The sequence below is a fragment of the Roseibium sp. genome (genome assembly GCF_050301095.1).
Classification (GTDB): Bacteria; Pseudomonadota; Alphaproteobacteria; order Rhizobiales; family Stappiaceae; genus Roseibium.
Map to the genome: position 1 here is coordinate 1 of NZ_JBNKYW010000120.1, position 17,567 is coordinate 17,567.

15 protein-coding genes and 1 pseudogene are annotated in these 17,567 nt (G+C 59.8%); 2 read left to right on the plus strand and 14 right to left on the minus strand.

From position 1 onward, the window contains the following. The 8 genes from ACQY7U_RS10760 to ACQY7U_RS10795 all read right to left on the minus strand — a co-directional run. The coding region (locus tag ACQY7U_RS10760; protein WP_428644311.1) for an ATP-binding cassette domain-containing protein at nt 1-224 on the minus strand (224 nt) is incomplete at its 3' end. A 1-nt stretch (nt 225) separates the two neighbouring features. After that, entirely contained in the window at nt 226-1,062 is an 837-nt protein-coding gene (locus ACQY7U_RS10765; RefSeq protein ID WP_428644314.1) for an ABC transporter ATP-binding protein, read from the minus strand. Between the two features lie 5 nt (nt 1,063-1,067). Continuing rightward, a complete protein-coding gene (locus ACQY7U_RS10770; protein ID WP_428644317.1) occupies nt 1,068-1,997 on the minus strand; it encodes an ABC transporter permease subunit in 930 nt (309 codons plus the stop codon). A gap of 16 nt (nt 1,998-2,013) precedes the next feature. Continuing rightward, the gene (locus tag ACQY7U_RS10775; RefSeq protein ID WP_428644319.1) at nt 2,014-3,021 is read right to left on the minus strand and encodes an ABC transporter permease subunit; all 1,008 of its coding nucleotides are present in this window, start codon (nt 3,019-3,021) and stop codon (nt 2,014-2,016) included. Nucleotides 3,022-3,139: 118 nt separating this feature from the next. Next, on the minus strand, nt 3,140-4,744 hold the full coding sequence (locus tag ACQY7U_RS10780) for an ABC transporter substrate-binding protein (protein WP_428644320.1): 1,605 nt from the start codon (nt 4,742-4,744) through the stop codon (nt 3,140-3,142). A gap of 298 nt (nt 4,745-5,042) precedes the next feature. Further along, nucleotides 5,043-6,536 (minus strand): glycerol kinase GlpK, encoded by a 1,494-nt coding sequence (gene glpK / locus ACQY7U_RS10785; protein WP_428644323.1) that lies wholly within the window; start codon nt 6,534-6,536, stop codon nt 5,043-5,045. A 69-nt stretch (nt 6,537-6,605) separates the two neighbouring features. Further along, entirely contained in the window at nt 6,606-8,126 is a 1,521-nt protein-coding gene (gene glpD / locus ACQY7U_RS10790) for a glycerol-3-phosphate dehydrogenase (protein ID WP_428644326.1), read from the minus strand. Between the two features lie 176 nt (nt 8,127-8,302). After that, nucleotides 8,303-10,609 (minus strand): mechanosensitive ion channel domain-containing protein, encoded by a 2,307-nt coding sequence (locus ACQY7U_RS10795; protein ID WP_428644327.1) that lies wholly within the window; start codon nt 10,607-10,609, stop codon nt 8,303-8,305. Between the two features lie 422 nt (nt 10,610-11,031). Between ACQY7U_RS10795 and ACQY7U_RS10800 the strand changes: the two genes are divergently transcribed. Beyond that, nucleotides 11,032-12,153: a DUF2336 domain-containing protein gene (locus ACQY7U_RS10800; RefSeq protein WP_428644329.1), complete on the plus strand. Its 1,122-nt coding sequence runs from the start codon at nt 11,032-11,034 to the stop codon at nt 12,151-12,153. Nucleotides 12,154-12,186: 33 nt separating this feature from the next. Here the strand turns inward: ACQY7U_RS10800 and ACQY7U_RS10805 are convergent, their stop codons facing one another. The 3 genes from ACQY7U_RS10805 to fliI all read right to left on the minus strand — a co-directional run bounded on the left by ACQY7U_RS10805 (nt 12,187) and on the right by fliI (nt 14,710). After that, on the minus strand, nt 12,187-12,621 hold the full coding sequence (locus ACQY7U_RS10805) for a paraquat-inducible protein A (RefSeq protein WP_428644331.1): 435 nt from the start codon (nt 12,619-12,621) through the stop codon (nt 12,187-12,189). A gap of 327 nt (nt 12,622-12,948) precedes the next feature. Continuing rightward, the gene (gene fliJ / locus ACQY7U_RS10810) at nt 12,949-13,356 is read right to left on the minus strand and encodes a flagellar export protein FliJ (RefSeq protein ID WP_428644333.1); all 408 of its coding nucleotides are present in this window, start codon (nt 13,354-13,356) and stop codon (nt 12,949-12,951) included. Between the two features lie 28 nt (nt 13,357-13,384). Further along, on the minus strand, nt 13,385-14,710 hold the full coding sequence (gene fliI, locus ACQY7U_RS10815) for a flagellar protein export ATPase FliI (RefSeq protein ID WP_428644335.1): 1,326 nt from the start codon (nt 14,708-14,710) through the stop codon (nt 13,385-13,387). A 373-nt stretch (nt 14,711-15,083) separates the two neighbouring features. Here fliI and ctrA point away from each other — a divergent pair, with 373 nt between their 5' ends. Beyond that, on the plus strand, nt 15,084-15,776 hold the full coding sequence (gene ctrA, locus ACQY7U_RS10820; RefSeq protein ID WP_297588982.1) for a response regulator transcription factor CtrA: 693 nt from the start codon (nt 15,084-15,086) through the stop codon (nt 15,774-15,776). Between the two features lie 289 nt (nt 15,777-16,065). Here ctrA and fsa read toward each other — a convergent pair whose 3' ends face one another. The 3 genes and pseudogenes from fsa to ACQY7U_RS10835 form a co-directional block, all read right to left on the minus strand. Then, nucleotides 16,066-16,722: a fructose-6-phosphate aldolase gene (gene fsa / locus ACQY7U_RS10825; RefSeq protein WP_428644337.1), complete on the minus strand. Its 657-nt coding sequence runs from the start codon at nt 16,720-16,722 to the stop codon at nt 16,066-16,068. Nucleotides 16,723-16,777: 55 nt separating this feature from the next. Then, on the minus strand, nt 16,778-17,440 hold the full coding sequence (locus ACQY7U_RS10830; protein ID WP_428644339.1) for a nucleoside triphosphate hydrolase: 663 nt from the start codon (nt 17,438-17,440) through the stop codon (nt 16,778-16,780). Nucleotides 17,441-17,448: 8 nt separating this feature from the next. Beyond that, nucleotides 17,449-17,567 (minus strand): annotated as a pseudogene (locus tag ACQY7U_RS10835) (sugar ABC transporter ATP-binding protein); the annotation flags it as partial.

Sequence of the window (17,567 nt, forward strand, 5' to 3'; positions counted from 1 at the left end):
ATCTCGATGCTGCCGGAGGTCTGGGCATCGATCATGGTCAGCATGCGGGCAAGGGTGGACTTGCCGCAGCCGCTCTCGCCGACGACCGCGAGTGTGGAGCCGCGCTCCACATCGAAGCTGACGCCCTTGACGGCCGTCAGGGTCGACGCCTTCTTGAACATACCGCCCTTGATGTCATAGGTGCGATAGACGTCACGGACCTTGAGGATTGCATCTTCGGACATGTTAGAAACCTCCCGCCTGGGCAAAGTCGCTCACGGTCGGCAAGCGGTCGCCGGTCGCGTTTTCCGGCAGAGCGGAGAGCAGCGCCCTGGTGTACGGGTTCTGCGGTTTTTCGAAGAGGGAGAGCACGTCGGCCTCTTCCATCTTGCGGCCCTTGTACTGAACGATCACGCGGTCGGCGGTCTCCGCCACCACACCCATGTCGTGGGTGATCATGATCAGCCCCATGCCGCTGTCCTGCTGCAGCTGAACCAGCAGATCAAGGATCTGTTTCTGGATGGTCACGTCGAGCGCCGTTGTCGGTTCGTCGGCGATCAGCAGCTTTGGCGAACAGGCAATGGCCATGGCGATCATCACACGCTGGCACTGGCCGCCGGACATCTGGTGCGGGTAAGCGTTGATCCGTCCTTCGGGATCGGGAATACCGACCGCCGTCATCAGCTCGATCACGCGGTCCTTGATCTGCTTGCCCTTGAGACCCAGGTGGGTCTTGAGGGTTTCGCCGAGCTGGAAGCCGATCGTGAAGCACGGGTTGAGGCTGGCAATCGGCTCCTGGAAGATCATCGAAATGTCCTTGCCGATCACCTTCCGGCGTGCAGCGGCGGACAGGGTCCGGAGATCGAGGCCTTCGAAATCCATCTTGTCGGCGGTGATTGTCGCCGTGTTCGGCAAGAGGCCCATGGTCGCCAGCATGGCGACGGACTTGCCCGAGCCGGATTCGCCGACGATTGCCAGGACTTCACCGGCATCGACCGTGTAGTCGACTCCGTCAAGCGCCTTGAACGGCCCCTTGGCGGTGTCGAACTCGACCTTGAGGTTTCTGATTTCAAGAAGAGGCATGTCGCTTAGCTCCTCTTAAGTTTCGGGTCGAGCGCATCGCGCAGGCCGTCGCCGACCAGGTTGATGGCAAGAACGGTGATCAGGATGGCGAGACCCGGGAAGGTCACGACCCACCAGGCGCGCAGGATGAATTCCCGGGCCTCGGCGAGCATCGTGCCCCATTCCGGTGTGGGCGGTTGCGCGCCCATGCCGAGGAAGCCGAGTGCGGCCGCGTCCAGGATCGCGTTGGAGAAGGACAGGGTCGCCTGGACGATCAGCGGCGCCAGACAGTTCGGCAGGATGGTCTTGAACATCAGCCGCATGTGACCTGCGCCGGCAACCTTGGCCGCAATCACATAATCCCGCGAACGCTCGGACAGAACGGCGGCACGGGTCAGACGGACGAAGTGCGGCTGCAGGACGATGGCGATCGCGATCATGGCATTGATCAGGCCCGGCCCCAGAATGGCCACCAGCACGAGGGCGAGAAGCAGCGAGGGGAAAGCCAGGATGATGTCCATTACACGCATGATGATGGTGTCGACCGCACCGCGCATGTAACCGGCAACAAGGCCGAGCACGATACCGCCGACCAGCGCGATGGAGACGACGACCACACCGATGAACAGCGAGAACCGTGCACCGAAGATCAGGCGCGAGAGGATATCGCGTCCGACGGCATCCGTTCCCAGAAGGAAGGCCGCCTTGCCGCCTTCTTCCCAGAACGGCGGCACCAGGAAGCTGTCGCGATACTGGACGTCGGGATTATGCGGTGCGATGAGCGGCGCGAAGAGTGCCATCACCACCAGCAGCGTGAAGATGACAAGGCCGATCACGGCGCCCTTGTTCTGCGAAAAATAATACCAGAACTCGATCAGCTGCGCCTTGGTGGCATTGCGGCTTTCGGCGATGAGCTTGGATGTATCGGCCTTGGTGGCCGGGGAGGTATTTGTCATTGCGAAGTCCCTCGGCTCAATGGTGGCGGATACGTGGATTGATCAGGCCGTACAGCACGTCCACGATCAGGTTGACCAGCATGATGATCCCGGCGATCAGCAGGAGACCACCCTGAACGACGAAATAGTCCCGCCGTGAAATACTGTCGACGAGCCATTTACCGATCCCCGGCCAGGAAAAGATGGTTTCCGTCAGGATCGCGCCGGCCAGCAGAACGCCAACCTGGAGGCCGATGGTGGTGATCACCGGGATCAGGGCGTTGCGCAGGGCGTGCAGGCCGATGATGGACCGGGGCGGCAGCCCCTTGGCCCGGGCCGTCCTGACATAGTCTTCACCCAGAACCTCGAGCATGGCCGAACGCGTCTGACGCGCGATCACCGCAAGCGGAATGGTCGCCAGCACGATCGACGGCAGGATCAGGTGCCGCACCGCGGACAGGAAAGCACCCTTTTCCCCCGACAGCAGACTGTCGATCAGCATGAAGCCGGTCACCTGCGGGAAGAAATACATCAGCGAGATACGGCCCGAGACCGGGGTCCACTGCAGGATGCCGGAGAACAGGATGATCAGAAGCAGCCCCCACCAGAAAATCGGCATGGAGTAACCGACGAGAGCGGTCCCCATGATCGCCTGGTCGGCGACCTTGCCGCGTTTCACAGCCGCGAAGATACCGGCGGGAATGCCGATGCTGACGGCCAGGATGATGGCGCAGAGCGACAGTTCGGCGGTCGCCGGAAACAGTGTCAGGAATTCGGTCAGCACGGGCTTCTTGGAAGCGAAGGAGGTGCCGAGATCTCCCTGGAAGATGCCGATGACGTAGTGGATGTACTGCTGCCACAACGGCTTGTCGAAGCCCATCTGAGCCATGAGCTCAGCCTTGCGCGCCGGATCGATGCCGCGTTCGCCGGCCAGAAGATCCAGCGGGTCGCCAGGCAGAAGACGGATGAAGGAGAAGGCGACGAGGGTGACGCCGAAGAATGTCGGTATCAACAGGCCGAGTCGGCCTAGAAGAAAGCGAAGCATGTCAGGTTCCAGATACGAAGAACCAGCGGAGACCGTCACAAGCTATGAGAGTATCCGCCGGTCATAATGTTTGAAGGCGCCAGCATCGCTGCCAGCGCCTCCCTCTGATTAAGCGGATTTACTCCGCAATATCCACGCCGTCAAACCAGTGACCACCAAGCGGGTCCATGACGTAGCCGCTGACCTTGGAGGACATCGGCATGAAGACGACGGAGTGAGCGATGGTTGCCCACGGAGCCTCTTCCTTGAAGACGACCTGTGCCTGTTCGTAGAGCTTGGTGCGCTCTGCCTTGTCGGTCACGGTCTTCGCCTTCTTGATCAGGCTGTCGAAGTCGTCGTTACACCACTGGGCGCGGTTGGAACCGCCGACGCCGTCACAGCCGAGCAGAACGGCCAGGAAGTTGTCCGGGTCGCCGTTATCGCCGGTCCAGCCGAGCAGAACGGCACCGTCACGCTCGACATCCTTGGAACGGGACAGGTACTCACCCCATTCGTAGGAAACGATCTCGACGTTCACGCCGACTTTCGCGAAGTCCGCCTGAATGACTTCCGCCATGCGGCGTGCATTCGGGTTGTACGGACGCTGCACCGGCATTGCCCAGACCTTCATGGACAGGTCGGAGACACCGGCGTCGGCCAGCATCTTCTTGGCCAGTTCCGGATCGTAGGCATCATCCTCGATAGCGTCGTTGTAGGACCACATGGTCGGCGGGATCGGGTTCTTCGCAGCCTGGCCGGAGCCCTGGAAAACCGCGTCGAGGATCGCCTGCTTGTTGATCGCGTGGTTCAGCGCCTTGCGGACTTCCTTCTTGTCGAACGGAGCCACCTTGGTGTTGTAGGCAAGGTAACCGACGTTGAGGCCCTGCTGTTCCATCAGGTTCAGGTTGCTGTCAGCCTTGATGTCGGCGATGTCGGCCGGTGCCGGATACGGCATGACGTGACATTCACCGGCCTTCAGCTTCTGCAGGCGCACGGCGGCGTCCGGCGTGATGGCGAAGATCAGGTTGTCGACCGGCTGCTTGCCACCCCAGTAGTCGGCATGAGCCGCATAGCGGATCACGGCGTCTTTCTGGTAGCCGACGAAGCCGAACGGACCGGTGCCGACCGGCTGCTGGTTGAGCTGCTCCTTGGTACCGGCAGCTTCCAGCTGAGCGGCATACTCGGCGGACAGGACCGACGCGAAGTCCATCGCAAGGTTGGCGATCATCGGTGCTTCCGGACGGTTCAGCACGAACTTGACGGTGTAGTCGTCAACCTTCTCGATGCTCTTGATGAGGTCCGGCATGGACATGCCGTTGAAGTATTCCCAGGCAGCACCAGCGGTGTACTCGTGCCACGGATGGTCTTTCTTCAGCTGACGCTCAAAGGTGAAGACAACGTCGTCGGCGTTGAAGTCACGGGTCGGCGTGAAGAAGCTGGTGGTGTGGAACTTGACGCCCTTGCGCAGGTTGAAGGTGTATTCCAGACCGTCTTCGGAAACTTCCCAGCTTTCAGCCAGGCCCGGCAGAACTTCGGTGGTGCCGCGCTTGAACTCGACAAGCCGGTTGTAGATCGGCTTGGAAGAAGCGTCGAACGTGGTGCCGGCGGTGTAGAGTGCGGCGTCGAAGCCTTCAGGAGACCCTTCGGAGCAATAAACCAGGTTTTTTGCCGAAGCGCCGGTCGCTGCGATCACAGCAAGGCTGGCGCCAAGAAGGGTTGCCTTCAAGGTTTTTTGGAAATTCATCAATCTGTTCTCCCCTTGATGAAGTGCGAGGGCCTTGCGTCGTTGAGATCGCGCAATGGAGTTAAGCCCAAGCCAGCGCAAACTAAGGCGTTTTTTTGGCAGAAAATCAACTGCCAACATATTTCTAATTTGGTATGAGTTTTGAAATATTTTTGCTAGGTAAGCGTTGCTGCCGTAAATTTTTAACGCTATAGGCTGCTCAGTCTGGAAACAAATACCGTCACGGAAGCCAATTTCGGTATGCTGATAAGCTACTGAAAACAAAAAGCTCTCGCAATAGCGAGAGCTTCCGTTTTTCTCAATCCTGCGTAGAACGCGTTCGCCGGATCGCATCTTTCCAGCCGGCGAGCAGTTTTTCCCGTTCCGGCTTTTCCAAACGCGGTTCAAACCTTTTTTCCAGCTTCCACTCGGCCGAAAAGGCATCCGCCCCGGGCCATATGCCGGCTTTCGATCCGGCGAGCCAGGCGGCCCCCAGTGCCGTCGTTTCCGCCACGGTCGGCCTGTCGACCGGCGCCCCCAGAATGTCCGACAGGAATTGCATGGTCCAGTCGGATGCGGTCATGCCGCCATCGACCCTCAGAACCGTCTGTTCCGCGCCCGGCCAATCGGCTCTCATGGCTTCCACCAGATCGCTGGTCTGGTAGCCGACGCTCTGCAATACCGCCCGGGCAATTTCCTTCGGACCTGTGTTGCGGGTCAGGCCGAACAGGGCGCCGCGGGCCTCCGCGTCCCAATAGGGTGCGCCGAGCCCGACAAAAGCCGGGACCAGGAAGACGTCCTGATTCGGATCGGCTGTCTCCGCAAGCCCCTGGGTCTCCCCGGCCGTTTCGATCAGCCCCAGGCCATCGCGCAACCACTGCACCGCCGCGCCTGCCACGAAGATCGACCCTTCCAGCGCATAGGTGGTCTTGCCATTCAGGCGGTAGGCGATTGTCGTCAGCATCCGGTTGTTGGAACGCACCGGCGTTTCACCGGTGTTCATGATCGCAAAACAGCCGGTGCCGTAGGTTGACTTTACCATGCCGGGTTTGAAACAGGCCTGGCCGACCGTGGCGGCCTGCTGGTCCCCTGCAACACCGAGGATCGGCAGGGGTCTGCCGAAGAATTCCGTCTTGGCGGCGCCGAAATCGTCGGCGCTGTCCTTGACCTCCGGCAAAAGATTTACCGGAATACCCAGGACCTGGCAGAGTTCCTCGTCCCAGGCATTGTCGTGAATGTTGTAGATGAGCGTGCGCGAGGCATTGGTGGCATCGGTGGCATGCACCGCGCCGCCGGTAAGCTGCCAGATCAGCCAGGTATCGACCGTGCCGAAAGCCAGTTCGCCGCGCTCTGCGCGTGCCCGCGCGCCTTCGACATTGTCCAGAATCCAGGCGATCTTCGTGCCCGAAAAATAAGGATCGAGCAGGAGGCCGGTCCTGGAGGTGAACATTTCCTCCAGCCCTTCGGCCCGCAGCTTCGCACAGAAATCGGCAGTTCGCCGGTCCTGCCAGACGATGGCGTTGTAAACCGGCTCGCCTGTCTCCCGATCCCAGACCAGCGTCGTTTCCCGCTGGTTGGTTATCCCGATCGCGGCAACGTCCGCACCACTGGCGGGTGCCTTTTCCATGGCTTCCCGGCACACTCTGAGCGTGCTTGTCCAGATATCGGACGGCGAATGTTCCACCCATCCCGACTTCGGGAAGTGCTGCGGAAATTCCTGCTGGCCGACACTGATGGGATGAAAATCTTCGCCGAACACAATCGCACGGCTTGACGTTGTGCCCTGGTCTATCGCCAACACACATCCGGCCATGGCCACCTCCCGTTTGTATCATTTAAAGGACCTGTGGCTGGGCCGGCAGGTCCGGTCTGTCATTGATGGTTATGCCGCAGCACCGGTCTTGTCCGCAAGATAACCGGTCACGAAGCTGTCCAGCCGGCTTGCCTCCTCCAAGGTGAGCCGGAGGCCGAGCTTGGTCCGCCGCCACAGAATATCGTCAGCCGATCGTGCCCACTCCCGGTCGATCAGCCATTTCACTTCCGCCTCATGAAGATTGTAGCCGAAGCAACCGCCGAGATCCTCGGCAGAGCTGGCGTCTTTCAGGAACTCTCTTGCCCGCGTTCCGTACAGCCGGATCAGGCGGGTTGCGAACCGCACGTCCAGGAACGGAAAGTCGTTCCGGAGCCGGGTCACCTCGGCATCGAACTCATCGACCTTGAAATCGCCGCCCGGCAAGGGTGCGGACGCCGTCCAGGTCCCGCGTTTGAAAGGCAGAAACGGTTCCAGCCGGGTGAGCACATGCTCGGAGAGCTTCCGGTAGGTCGTGATCTTGCCGCCGAAAACCGACAGGACGGGAGGCGTGCCGTCACCCCCGTCCAGTTCAAGAACGTAATCGCGCGTGGCCGCTTTCGCATCCTTGGCGCCGTCGTCATAAAGCGGACGGACGCCGGAATAGGTATGAACCACATCGTCCGGTGTAACCGGTTCGTCCAGATATTCGCTGGCCGCCTTGCACAGATAGTCGATCTCTTCCGTGGAGATCCCGACATTACGGAGATCACCCTCGAAATCGACATCCGTGGTCCCGATCAGGGTAAAGTCGGTTTCATAGGGAATGGCAAACACGATCCGGCCGTCCCCGTTCTGGAAGATGAAACACCGGTCGTGCTCGAACCGGCGCGGCACGATGATATGGCTGCCCTTCACCAGACGGATATTCGCACCGCTGTTGGCGCTGACAACGCCATGCAGCAGATCGGCGACCCACGGCCCACCGGCATTTACCAGGACGCTCGCCGTCACCGTCCGTTCTTCCCCGGAGGCAACGTCCTTCAGCACAACCCTCCAGACATCTCCGTCCCGGCGCGCGCTGACGCATTTGGTGCGCGTCAGGATGTCGGCCCCCCGGCCGGCCGCATCCAGCGCGTTCAGGACCACCAGCCGGGCATCATCCACCCAGCAGTCGGAATATTCGAATCCCTTTTGGAAAAGCTTCTTGAGGCCCTGCGAGAAGGGAGCCTGGTCCAGCCGCACGGTCCTTGTCGCCGGCAGCAGTTTGCGGCCGCCGAGATGATCGTAGAGAAAAAGCCCGAGACGCAGCAGCCAGGCCGGACGCAGGTCCTTGTGATGGGGCAGGATGAACCGCAGCGGCCAGGCGATATGGGGTGCGGCCTGCCACAGAACCTCACGTTCCTTCAGCGCTTTGCGGACCAGATTGAACTCGTAGTACTCCAGGTAGCGAAGACCGCCGTGGATGAGCTTGGTTGATGCCGAAGACGTTGCCCCGGCCAGGTCTCCCATCTCCACCAGCATCACCGACGCGCCGCGTCCGACCGCGTCGCGGGCAATGCCCGTCCCGTTAATGCCGCCGCCGATAACCAGCAGATCGTAGTCAGCCGCCATATACTCGTCTCCGGCTCATATGTTCGCGCGTTTTCATTTGAACCGAAAATAAAACGAAACTGTACGAAATTCAATTAACAAAATTCCGAAACGTCAAAACGACACACCCCGAGACCTGAAATTCGGGCCCCGGGGTGTGCAACTCATCGCATTTTCAAGTCAAGGTATTGAATTTCCTATGTCCCGGTGTCATCCCCGGGAGCGTCGTTACCCAGCGCGGCCGCATCGACTTTCGGTTTTCCGGCACTTTTCGTTTTCGACGCCTCCTCCGAAAATGGCGGAGTTGCCGCGTGATAGGTGACCTGCGGGAAGGGTATTTCGATTTTCTGTTCGTCGAAGACCTGCTTGACGAATTCGTTGTAGGCCCGCCCGACACCCCACTGTTCGCCGGGGACGGTCTTGATGCGGCCGCGGATATCGATCGAGCTCGCACCAAAATTGGTCACGCCGTGCATCTCGAAGTCGCCGATGATCTTTGGGCCGTGGTCGGTTTCCTGCAACCTGCGGAAAGCTTCCGCCATCGCGTCCTTGGCCTGCGTGATGTCGGTGTCGTAGGAAACGCCGATCAGCGCGACATGGTACGCGAAGCCGCGCATGAAGTTGGACACCATGTCGACTGAAGAGAATGGAATGATATGGGTCGTCCCGTTGACATCCCGCATCCGCAACGAGCGAACGGTGATCCCCTCCACGGTTCCCGTGATGCCGGCCACCGTCACCACATCGCCTTCGTTGATGGCATTCTCGATCTGGATGAAGGCACCGGTGATGATGTCCTTCACCAGGGTCTGGGCGCCGAAGGAAATCGCAAGACCGACCACACCGGCACCGGCAATCAGCGGGCCGATATCGACGCCGATTTCCGACAGGGAGAGCAACAGCGCCATCACCAGGATCACTACCGTCGAGGCGTTGCGGAACAGCTGAAACAGGGTCCGCTCCCTGGCGGTCACTATATGGCCCGAGCGCGACTGAAGCCTGAGGTCCACCCAGGACATGACGGCAAGCCACAGCATGAAGGCGATCAGCAGGACCAGGAAGGCCGAGCCGTAGCTGCTGAGCAGACCGACGCCGGCCTCGCTGGCCAGCCAGTCGATCACGCTCATCACGCCCCAGATTTCCAGCAGCAGGAGAACGGTGGCGACAAAGACGACAAACCGGATGATCTTCAGGAACCGCGGCACGAAGGCGTTCAGCCTGCTCTGCAGCGCGGGCAGGGTCCGGTTGAGATCCTCGGGAAGCCGGATGCCACCCTTGATCGCACGAGTCATGACGAGCGAAAGCGCAATCCCCGCCATGATGGTGAGGATGGACAGGCCGGTGGCTCTCAGGATGATCGTGGTGGCATCAAACGGCCGGATCACCCAGATGATGAAAACCGCCGAAATATAGCCGTAGGCCGCAAGATGCCAGGCATTGGCGACCGTCGTCAGCGACTTGCGGGCCAGCGCGGTCTGCAGTGTTTGCGCATAGGCTGCCGTCCCGTCATGCACCCGGCGCCGGTTCCTGCGGACGAGATCGCAAAGATACAGCATTCCCATAAGAACGATGAGAAACCGAAGGGCATTTCCGAGTACGAAGGAGACGGCGATGTTGGCGAGCGGCACGGCCAGGAACACGCCGTAGATCATCCAGTACATGAAGAGCCGCAGGCGCCGGTACCAGTAGATGGCAGCCGTGTCCACGAATGGCAGGAAGCGCAATTCCGGCCGGCCCGGCGCAAAGATGAACCTCAGGAAGACATTGGTCATGCCGCAGATCAGAAAGGCATTCAGCGCCAGGCTTTCCTGCAGCGTCACACCGGTATCGACGCCGCCAAAGCTGGCCAGCGCCGCACTGTTGCCCACGAGCCAGCCGACCCCTACGGTCACCGCATCGGCAATCGTGGTCAGAACGAGGATGAAACTGCGGGTCAGTCCGCCGCCGTACCGGGCCCTGGAAGAGAGGCGCGGATAGAAGCGGACGAGGCCAAACCGGGTCAGCAGAAATCCGGCATAGGCAGCCACAAGGACAAAGGAAACCTGCTGGACGATTTCGCCGACGCGGTCCCACTTGATCGCAATCTCACCCTGTGCGACCAGCGCAAGGCCGTTCAGCGACCTCATCGCCTGCTCGAACAGGTAGCCGGCATCGTCGGCGAGCGTGCGCGTGTATTCGCCGATCCTGAGCGCGACGTTCTCGTTGAGGGCGTGCGCGTCCACGAGGGACCCGGACTGGGACGTTTCGGATCCGGAGGAAACCAGCTTGTCCCCATCCGCGGCCGTGGCCGTCTGCCCGTCCTCCTTCAGGAGTTCGATCAGCGCCGCGCGGCTTTGCGGATCGTTCAGCACCCGGATCAGGGCTTCGTTCGCCTGTTGGATGTCGGCCGGCGTTCCCACGGGCGCCGTCCCCTGCTCCGTCCCGGCGGTCTGGGCCACCGCGCACTGGATGCCCAGGAAAATGAGGCTCGCGAAAACGGCCAGGCTTCTTTTGAAAGTCCTCATGTCAAACTCATTTCGCATCACGTGTGGCGGCTTACAGGTTTAAAGTACGGGCTTGAAGGCATACCGGACCAATTCAAGCTTTGAGCTTGCAGGTTGCCCCTCTGCTTTCAAGCCCCCTCCTTCCACAAACGGTTTGTTTGCACCGGTTCGCGTCCACACCGCCAGGGTAGAAACAACTTCAGCAACCGGATAAATTATTGCCCTTCCCGCCAAGTCCAACCATCTGTCCCCAGAACGAATTCCAAAGAGTTGAAACAATCTGCTTCTCGCGGCAGCATTCCGATCCGTAATTCAAATATTCATGACTTCCGAATTAGCCGGCACACCCGCCGAAACCTTACCTTTGTTGGCATGCCCGCGTTTTTCGTACAAGTAACGCAAAAATAACAATATTGGCGTCAATCTGCCTGTCAGGAGGCAGAATGTCGAAATCCCTGATCAAGCTGGCACAGGAAGGGACCGAGGACGCCCGCAGACAGTTGTTTGCGCAGGTGTGCGAACTCGTGGTCGCCAATCTGGACCAGCGCACGGATCGGGAGCTTGCGATCTTCGCCGAAGTGATCCTCAAGCTTTACAGCGTCGGTTCTCCGAAGGACCGGTCCAGACTGGCGTGCAAGCTTGCCGCCCAGGCGAACACACCCAATGCGCTGGCACGGCGGATTGCCGAGGACGAGGTCCGGATCGCCATGCCGGTTCTGACCAACAGTCCGGTTCTGACCCAGGAAGACCTTCTGAACCTGATCGAAGAGGTCAGCGACTCGCATTTGCAGGTCATAGCCCGGCGGACGGATCTTTCCACGCAGGTGACTGACGTCCTTGTTCAGAAGGGCAAGACGCCGGTTCACAGGATCCTTGCCGGAAACCGCGAAATCCGGCTGTCACGCGACACAATGCTTCAACTGGTCAAATATGCCGCGGAAGACACTGTACTGAGAGAAGATCTCGCCCTGAGGTCCGATCTTTCGCCGACCGTGTGCCATGCCCTGCTGCCGCTCGTGAACGACGAAACCAAGAGGCGGTTGCGCGGGATCATCGCAGGCTCCCTCACCCAGGACCAGCTCGATCAGATCGCCCGGCTGAAGGTGTTGCGCCACGAGTTCGGCGATGCACTGGAAAACACCGACATGTCGCTGGTCTGGCAGGATGCGGAACAGGCCCAGATCTCGGTGGATGAGATCATGATCCTGCTGTTGCAGGATGGGCGCTTCAACCATGCGATAGAGCTCCTTGGCGCCCGTGGCAGAACAGCACAGAAATCCATCAAGGATGCGGTTTTCAGCGGAAAGCAGGAACTGGTTTTCAAGACCGCGGCGAAAGCAGGCCTCGGGACAGCCACCTTCGCCCTGTTTGCGAAAGCGCGGAGCGAACATTTGAAACTCCCGTCCACGCATGGTTCGGAATGGGCCAACGCCTACAAGAAATTTCTGGACGAGACGGTTTTGTCGAAACAGAGCCGTAGCGGCGATTTTCAGGCCAAACGCAGGGAAAAGAAGACCAGGAGCCCGGGTCTTCAGGCGGCACGTCCCGCCGCCAGCGCACCTTGATCCGCACGCACTTGCGGATCGCTTGCCCGATTATCAGCTTCGCGCGCACAGACTGGCGGCAACGGCCGTGGTCAGGGTTGCTGCGGCGTAGAACCAGAGGCCGGGCAAAATGGCAGCCGCCGCCAGCCCGCTGGTCTTGGCAGCGAACAGGACCAGGGCGACCAGCATCACATCCAGCATCGACCATTTGCTGACCATCGACAGCAAGGCGAGCGAGCGTGTCTTGCCGCCGGTCAGGACGGCGACATGTATGAGCACGATCTTGAGCGCCGGGAAGGCAACGGAAAACAGAGCGACGACGCCGGCCAGGGCCGAATCGCCCTCCAGCCAGAGACTCGAAATCATTTCGATCAGCGTGGGCCGGTCTTCAAGGAAATAGAGCCGCTCGAAGAGCATCAGGGGCTGTGTCAGCCCGAGCGCAAAGGAAAAGGTCGAGACCGGAAGGAGCAAGGCCAGAAAAAAACGCATGAAACGTGCTGCACCCCGGATTTGGGAAATGGAATGGCAGACGCCGATGGGCCGTTTTGCCCGAAACAGTCTGCACCGTCCCCGTGATATCAACCGCAACAGACAGGAACCCATCTATCACGGCTGGTATAACATCCAGGCCACAAAGCACAAACCCGGCTGCAGCTGTCGGCAGCCAGGTCAAACGCGGGGTCAGCCGCGGAGATGGACGGCTGTCCGAAGAAGGAGAGCGGGAGAACCGGTCAGGACCGCTTAAACACGATCAGGCGCCGGGGCTGACCGGCATCGGTTGCCAGAGCAGCCATCACCCGTTTGGATGCAGGTTGCCTACCGGATCCTGGCGCGGGCGGCGACTTCGTCGAGCTGGTCCTGCTCGGCCATTTCCTGGGCGGTGCGTTCGCGCTGCTGGTCACGCTCTTCCAGCTGCTCGAATTTCTTCAGCTCCTCGATCGCTTCGCTCAGTTCGTCCTGGGCACGCTGCAGCTGGTCGTCCAGCTCATGCGCGGAATTGCGCAGGTTGTCGCGCCGGTCCGCGGCCGCCTTGGCGAAGGTCGGATAGGCAAAATGGGTGACATCAGCGATCCCCACCCGCTCCTGCTCGGAACGGATCTGGTCATCCAGTTCGTCGGCCATGCGGTTGAACTCGGCAATCATGCTCTCGATCTGGGCGAGCTGCCGCCGTTTTTCGTCAACCTGAAACCGCTTCAAACGGATCAAACTGTCTCGGGTCTTCATTACTCAATACTCCCCTAACACGGGCAGTCTACCCCTGAGTCATTTCCAAAAGGTTGGCAAGTTGAAGATATCCGTCGGAAAGTGACGTGGCCTCGTCCTTTCCCTGATTGAGGAAATCGTCAATCGGCCCGAACCGGTAAATCGCCTCGTCGACCATGGGGTCGGACCCCTTGCGGTAGGCGCCGAGACGAATGAGTTCTTCCATGTCCGAATAAGTGGACAGCAGTTGCCTGGCCTTGCGCAGGACCGGCTGCTGCTCCGGCGGCACACAGCGCGGCATGGTTCTGGAGACCGATTTCAGCACGTTGATCGCCGGATAACGTCCACGTTCGGCAATGCCGCGCTCCATGACCACATGCCCGTCGAGGATGCCGCGCACGGCATCGGCCACAGGTTCATTGTGATTGTCGCCTTCCACCAGCACCGTGAAGAGACCGGTGATGGAACCTGTCCCTTCAACGCCCGGCCCCGCCCGTTCCAGCAGCCGCGGCAGTTCGGTGAAGACGGTCGGCGTATAACCCTTGGAGGTCGGCGGTTCGCCGATGGAGAGGCCGATTTCCCGCTGCGCCATCGCGAATCGGGTGATCGAATCCATCATGCAAAGGACATTCTTGCCCTCGTCGCGGAAGTGTTCGGCGACCGTCATCGTCAGATAGGCCGCCTGACGGCGCATCAGAACGCTCTCGTCGGACGTGGCGACAACGATCACGGATCGTGCCAGCCCCTCTTCGCCGAGATCGTCCTCGATAAACTCCTGAACCTCGCGGCCGCGTTCGCCGATCAGGCCGATAACCGCGACATCGCAATCGGTGTTGCGCGCCAGCATCGACATGAGGACCGACTTGCCCACCCCGGAGCCGGCGAAGATACCCATCCGCTGGCCTTCGCAACAGGTAACGAAGGTATTCAGTGCCCGCACGCCCAGGTCGAGAGGCGGTCCGACTCGTTTACGTTCGGAGGCCGGCGGAGGCGAACTTCGCAATTTGCGAGGCACTCCGCCATTGGCAAGATCTCCTTTACCATCAATCGGTTCACCAAGTGCGTTAATCACTCTGCCCAGCCAGGCGCCCCCCGGATGCACCACGCTTTCGCGGGCGGTGATGACGGCCTTGCAGCCCATCCGGACACCTTCCAGACCGGAGAACGGCATGCACAGGGCATGGCCTTCACGAAAGCCGACAACCTCAGCCGGGACCTTGGGATTTTCCTCTCCGCTGTCGATCAGAAGACGCGAGCCGACGCTCATCTCGTGGATCGGGCCGGCGATCTCCACAAGAAGCCCCTGAACCGCCGTTACACGCCCGTATATTTCCGTCGGCATCAGCGAATCAATCTCGGCAAAAAGCGCCTTCAATTAAGATTCCTTCCCCAGTTCGGCGTTTTGGTAACCTATCGTTTACGACTCTGGTTAATCTTAACCTTTGGAAGGCTGACAAGCGAGAGCCATTTCAAGGTCAATACGGCTTTGTCGAAAGGAATCTGAACGGAATCGGTTAGTCCCGTTTCTTAAAGTTCAACATTAAGATTTGTGAATCTGCATTTTTTTTGGGGATTCAACAAGTTGGCCGTTGTGCACAGATTACTCTCGGCGGAACTTGCCGCTACGAATCATATTTTGTTAACCATAATCCGATAGCTTTGAGTCGGGGTTAACAGCAGTCCTTCGTAGCGCACACCGACAGAGCCGTTGCGACTTGCCCAGGAAAGGCAGAACAAGGGGATTGGCAATGCGTGTACTGTTGATTGAGGATGATAGCGCTACAGCGCAGAGCATCGAGTTGATGCTGAAGTCCGAGAACTTCAACGTCTACACGACAGATCTTGGCGAGGAAGGAATCGACCTCGGCAAACTGTACGATTATGACATCATAATGTTGGATCTGAACCTGCCGGACATGTCCGGTTACGAGGTTCTCCGCACACTTCGCGTTTCTAAGGTCAAGACTCCGATCCTGATCCTTTCCGGCAACGCCGGCATTGAGGATAAGGTTCGCGGTCTCGGCTTCGGCGCAGACGATTATATGACCAAGCCGTTCCACAAGGACGAACTGGTTGCACGCATTCATGCGATCGTCCGCCGCTCCAAGGGCCATGCACAGTCGGTCATCGTGACCGGCGACCTGAAGGTCAACCTGGATACCAAAACGGTTGAAGTCGGCGGCCAGCGCGTTCATCTGACCGGCAAGGAATACCAGATGCTGGAGCTTCTTTCGCTCCGCAAGGGTACCACGCTCACCAAGGAGATGTTCCTCAACCATCTCTACGGCGGCATGGACGAGCCGGAATTGAAGATTATCGACGTCTTCATCTGTAAGCTGCGCAAGAAACTGGCGGCAGCTACATCTGGCAAGAACTACATCGAAACGGTGTGGGGGCGCGGCTACGTGCTGCGCGAGCCGGAAGTCGAGGCAGCTGCCTGAGGCGCTCGAGCAATATCAATCGAAAAGCCCCGGTCTTCACCGGGGCTTTTTTTGTGCGTCGGCACGAAAGGCCGCCTGCGAACTCCCTGTCCGGACTGTTCCGGCTGTCAAAGCTCGACCGGATTTCACGCCGGGCCGTGGACACGGGCGAGCCGGCCGATGCCCACCATGGTTTCCTCCCGTGCCACCACGACACCCGGGCCTCTGAAGCCAAGGACCAGAGCGCCAAATCCGTCACGCGGAAATTGCGCATGAACCACCGGCGGGCAGAAAGCCGGCACCTCAACGGCTAGATTATTTTCTGACCTGTCTTCGCCCAGTCGTCCAGAAACGTTTCCAATCCCTTTTTCGTCAGCGGGTGCTCGACAAGTTTCAGAATCGTGTCCGGCGGTATCGTCGCGGCGTCCGAACCGATTCGGGCCACCTCGGAGACATGGTTCACCGTTCGAAGCGAGGCCGCCAGAATCTCGGTCTCGATTGCGGGATAATTGTCGAAAACGGTCCGGATGTCCCGAATCAGCTCCAGACCATCCTGGTTGATGTCGTCCAGGCGCCCGACAAAGGGCGAGACATAGGTTGCCCCGGCCTTGGCCGCCAGAAGGGCCTGACTTGCGGAGAAACACAAGGTGACGTTCGTCTTGCACCCTTCCCGGGACAAGGCCCGGCAGGCCTTCAGCCCCTCCAGGGTCAGGGGAAGTTTGATGCAGATGTTGGGGGCAATGTCTGCGAGGACGGCTGCTTCCTTCATGATTTGTTCAAAATCCGTTGCCGCCACTTCCGCAGAAACAGGACCGTCAACCACACCGCAGATTTCCTTCAGTACCTCCTTGAAGCCCCTTCCGCTTTTCATGACCAGGCTGGGGTTTGTCGTCACGCCATCGATCAGGCCCAAATCCGCGAGCGCACTGATGGCGCCGATATCCGCCGTATCCGCGAAAAGTTTCATGTTTGTCACCGTTTCTTTTCTGGTTGAAACTACAGTTATTCAAGAATGCCGGCCGTCACGCCGTCACGGCCGCCCGGGGTGGTGTGCCGAGGGTCAGGTCGGCCACCATGCTGTGCTCAACGACGCAGCGAGCGTTGACCATGTCGTTCTGAAGAGCGCGCTTCCGTGCCTCCTCGAGCGTATGACCATGGGCGAGCCATCGATCGACCAGCCGCCGTTCGAGAATCCCCATCCCGGGATTCAGAAAAACCGTGGCGTCGAAATACCCATGCAGTCCGTTCCAGGGCGGACGGTCCAGGAGGAGATAGTTCCCTTCGACGACAACGATCCTGGTCCCAGCGGGAACTGACGACGCGTTGGCAATCGTTTTGTCCTGTTTCCTGTCGAAGACGGGATAGGACACGTCCTTTTCAGCCTTCCGGACCTTTTCCAACAGGTCGTTCAATGCCCTAACGTCGAAAGTTTCCGGTGCGCCCTTGCGTTCCAGAAGCCCCTTCTCCACGAGTTCCTCATTGTCCAGATGAAACCCGTCCATCGGCAGCAGGACGGCCTTGCCCGGAACATCTCGATTCAACGCCGCAACAACACCTTCCGCCAGCGTCGATTTTCCCGACCCAGGCGGTCCGGCGACCGCGACGATGGTACGGGCGGGGCCGCTGGCGTTCTCCTCGATGAAACCGGCAATCAAGGAAATACTATCTCTGAAGCTATCGCACATGACCAACCTCAAGCTGCCACTTGACCGGGCGGATCCATTGCGCCGGTCATGATGGCGACGGCGTCGGACATTGAGTAGTCGGAGGGGTTGATGACGCAGGCGCGGCGGCCGAGGCGGTGGATATGGA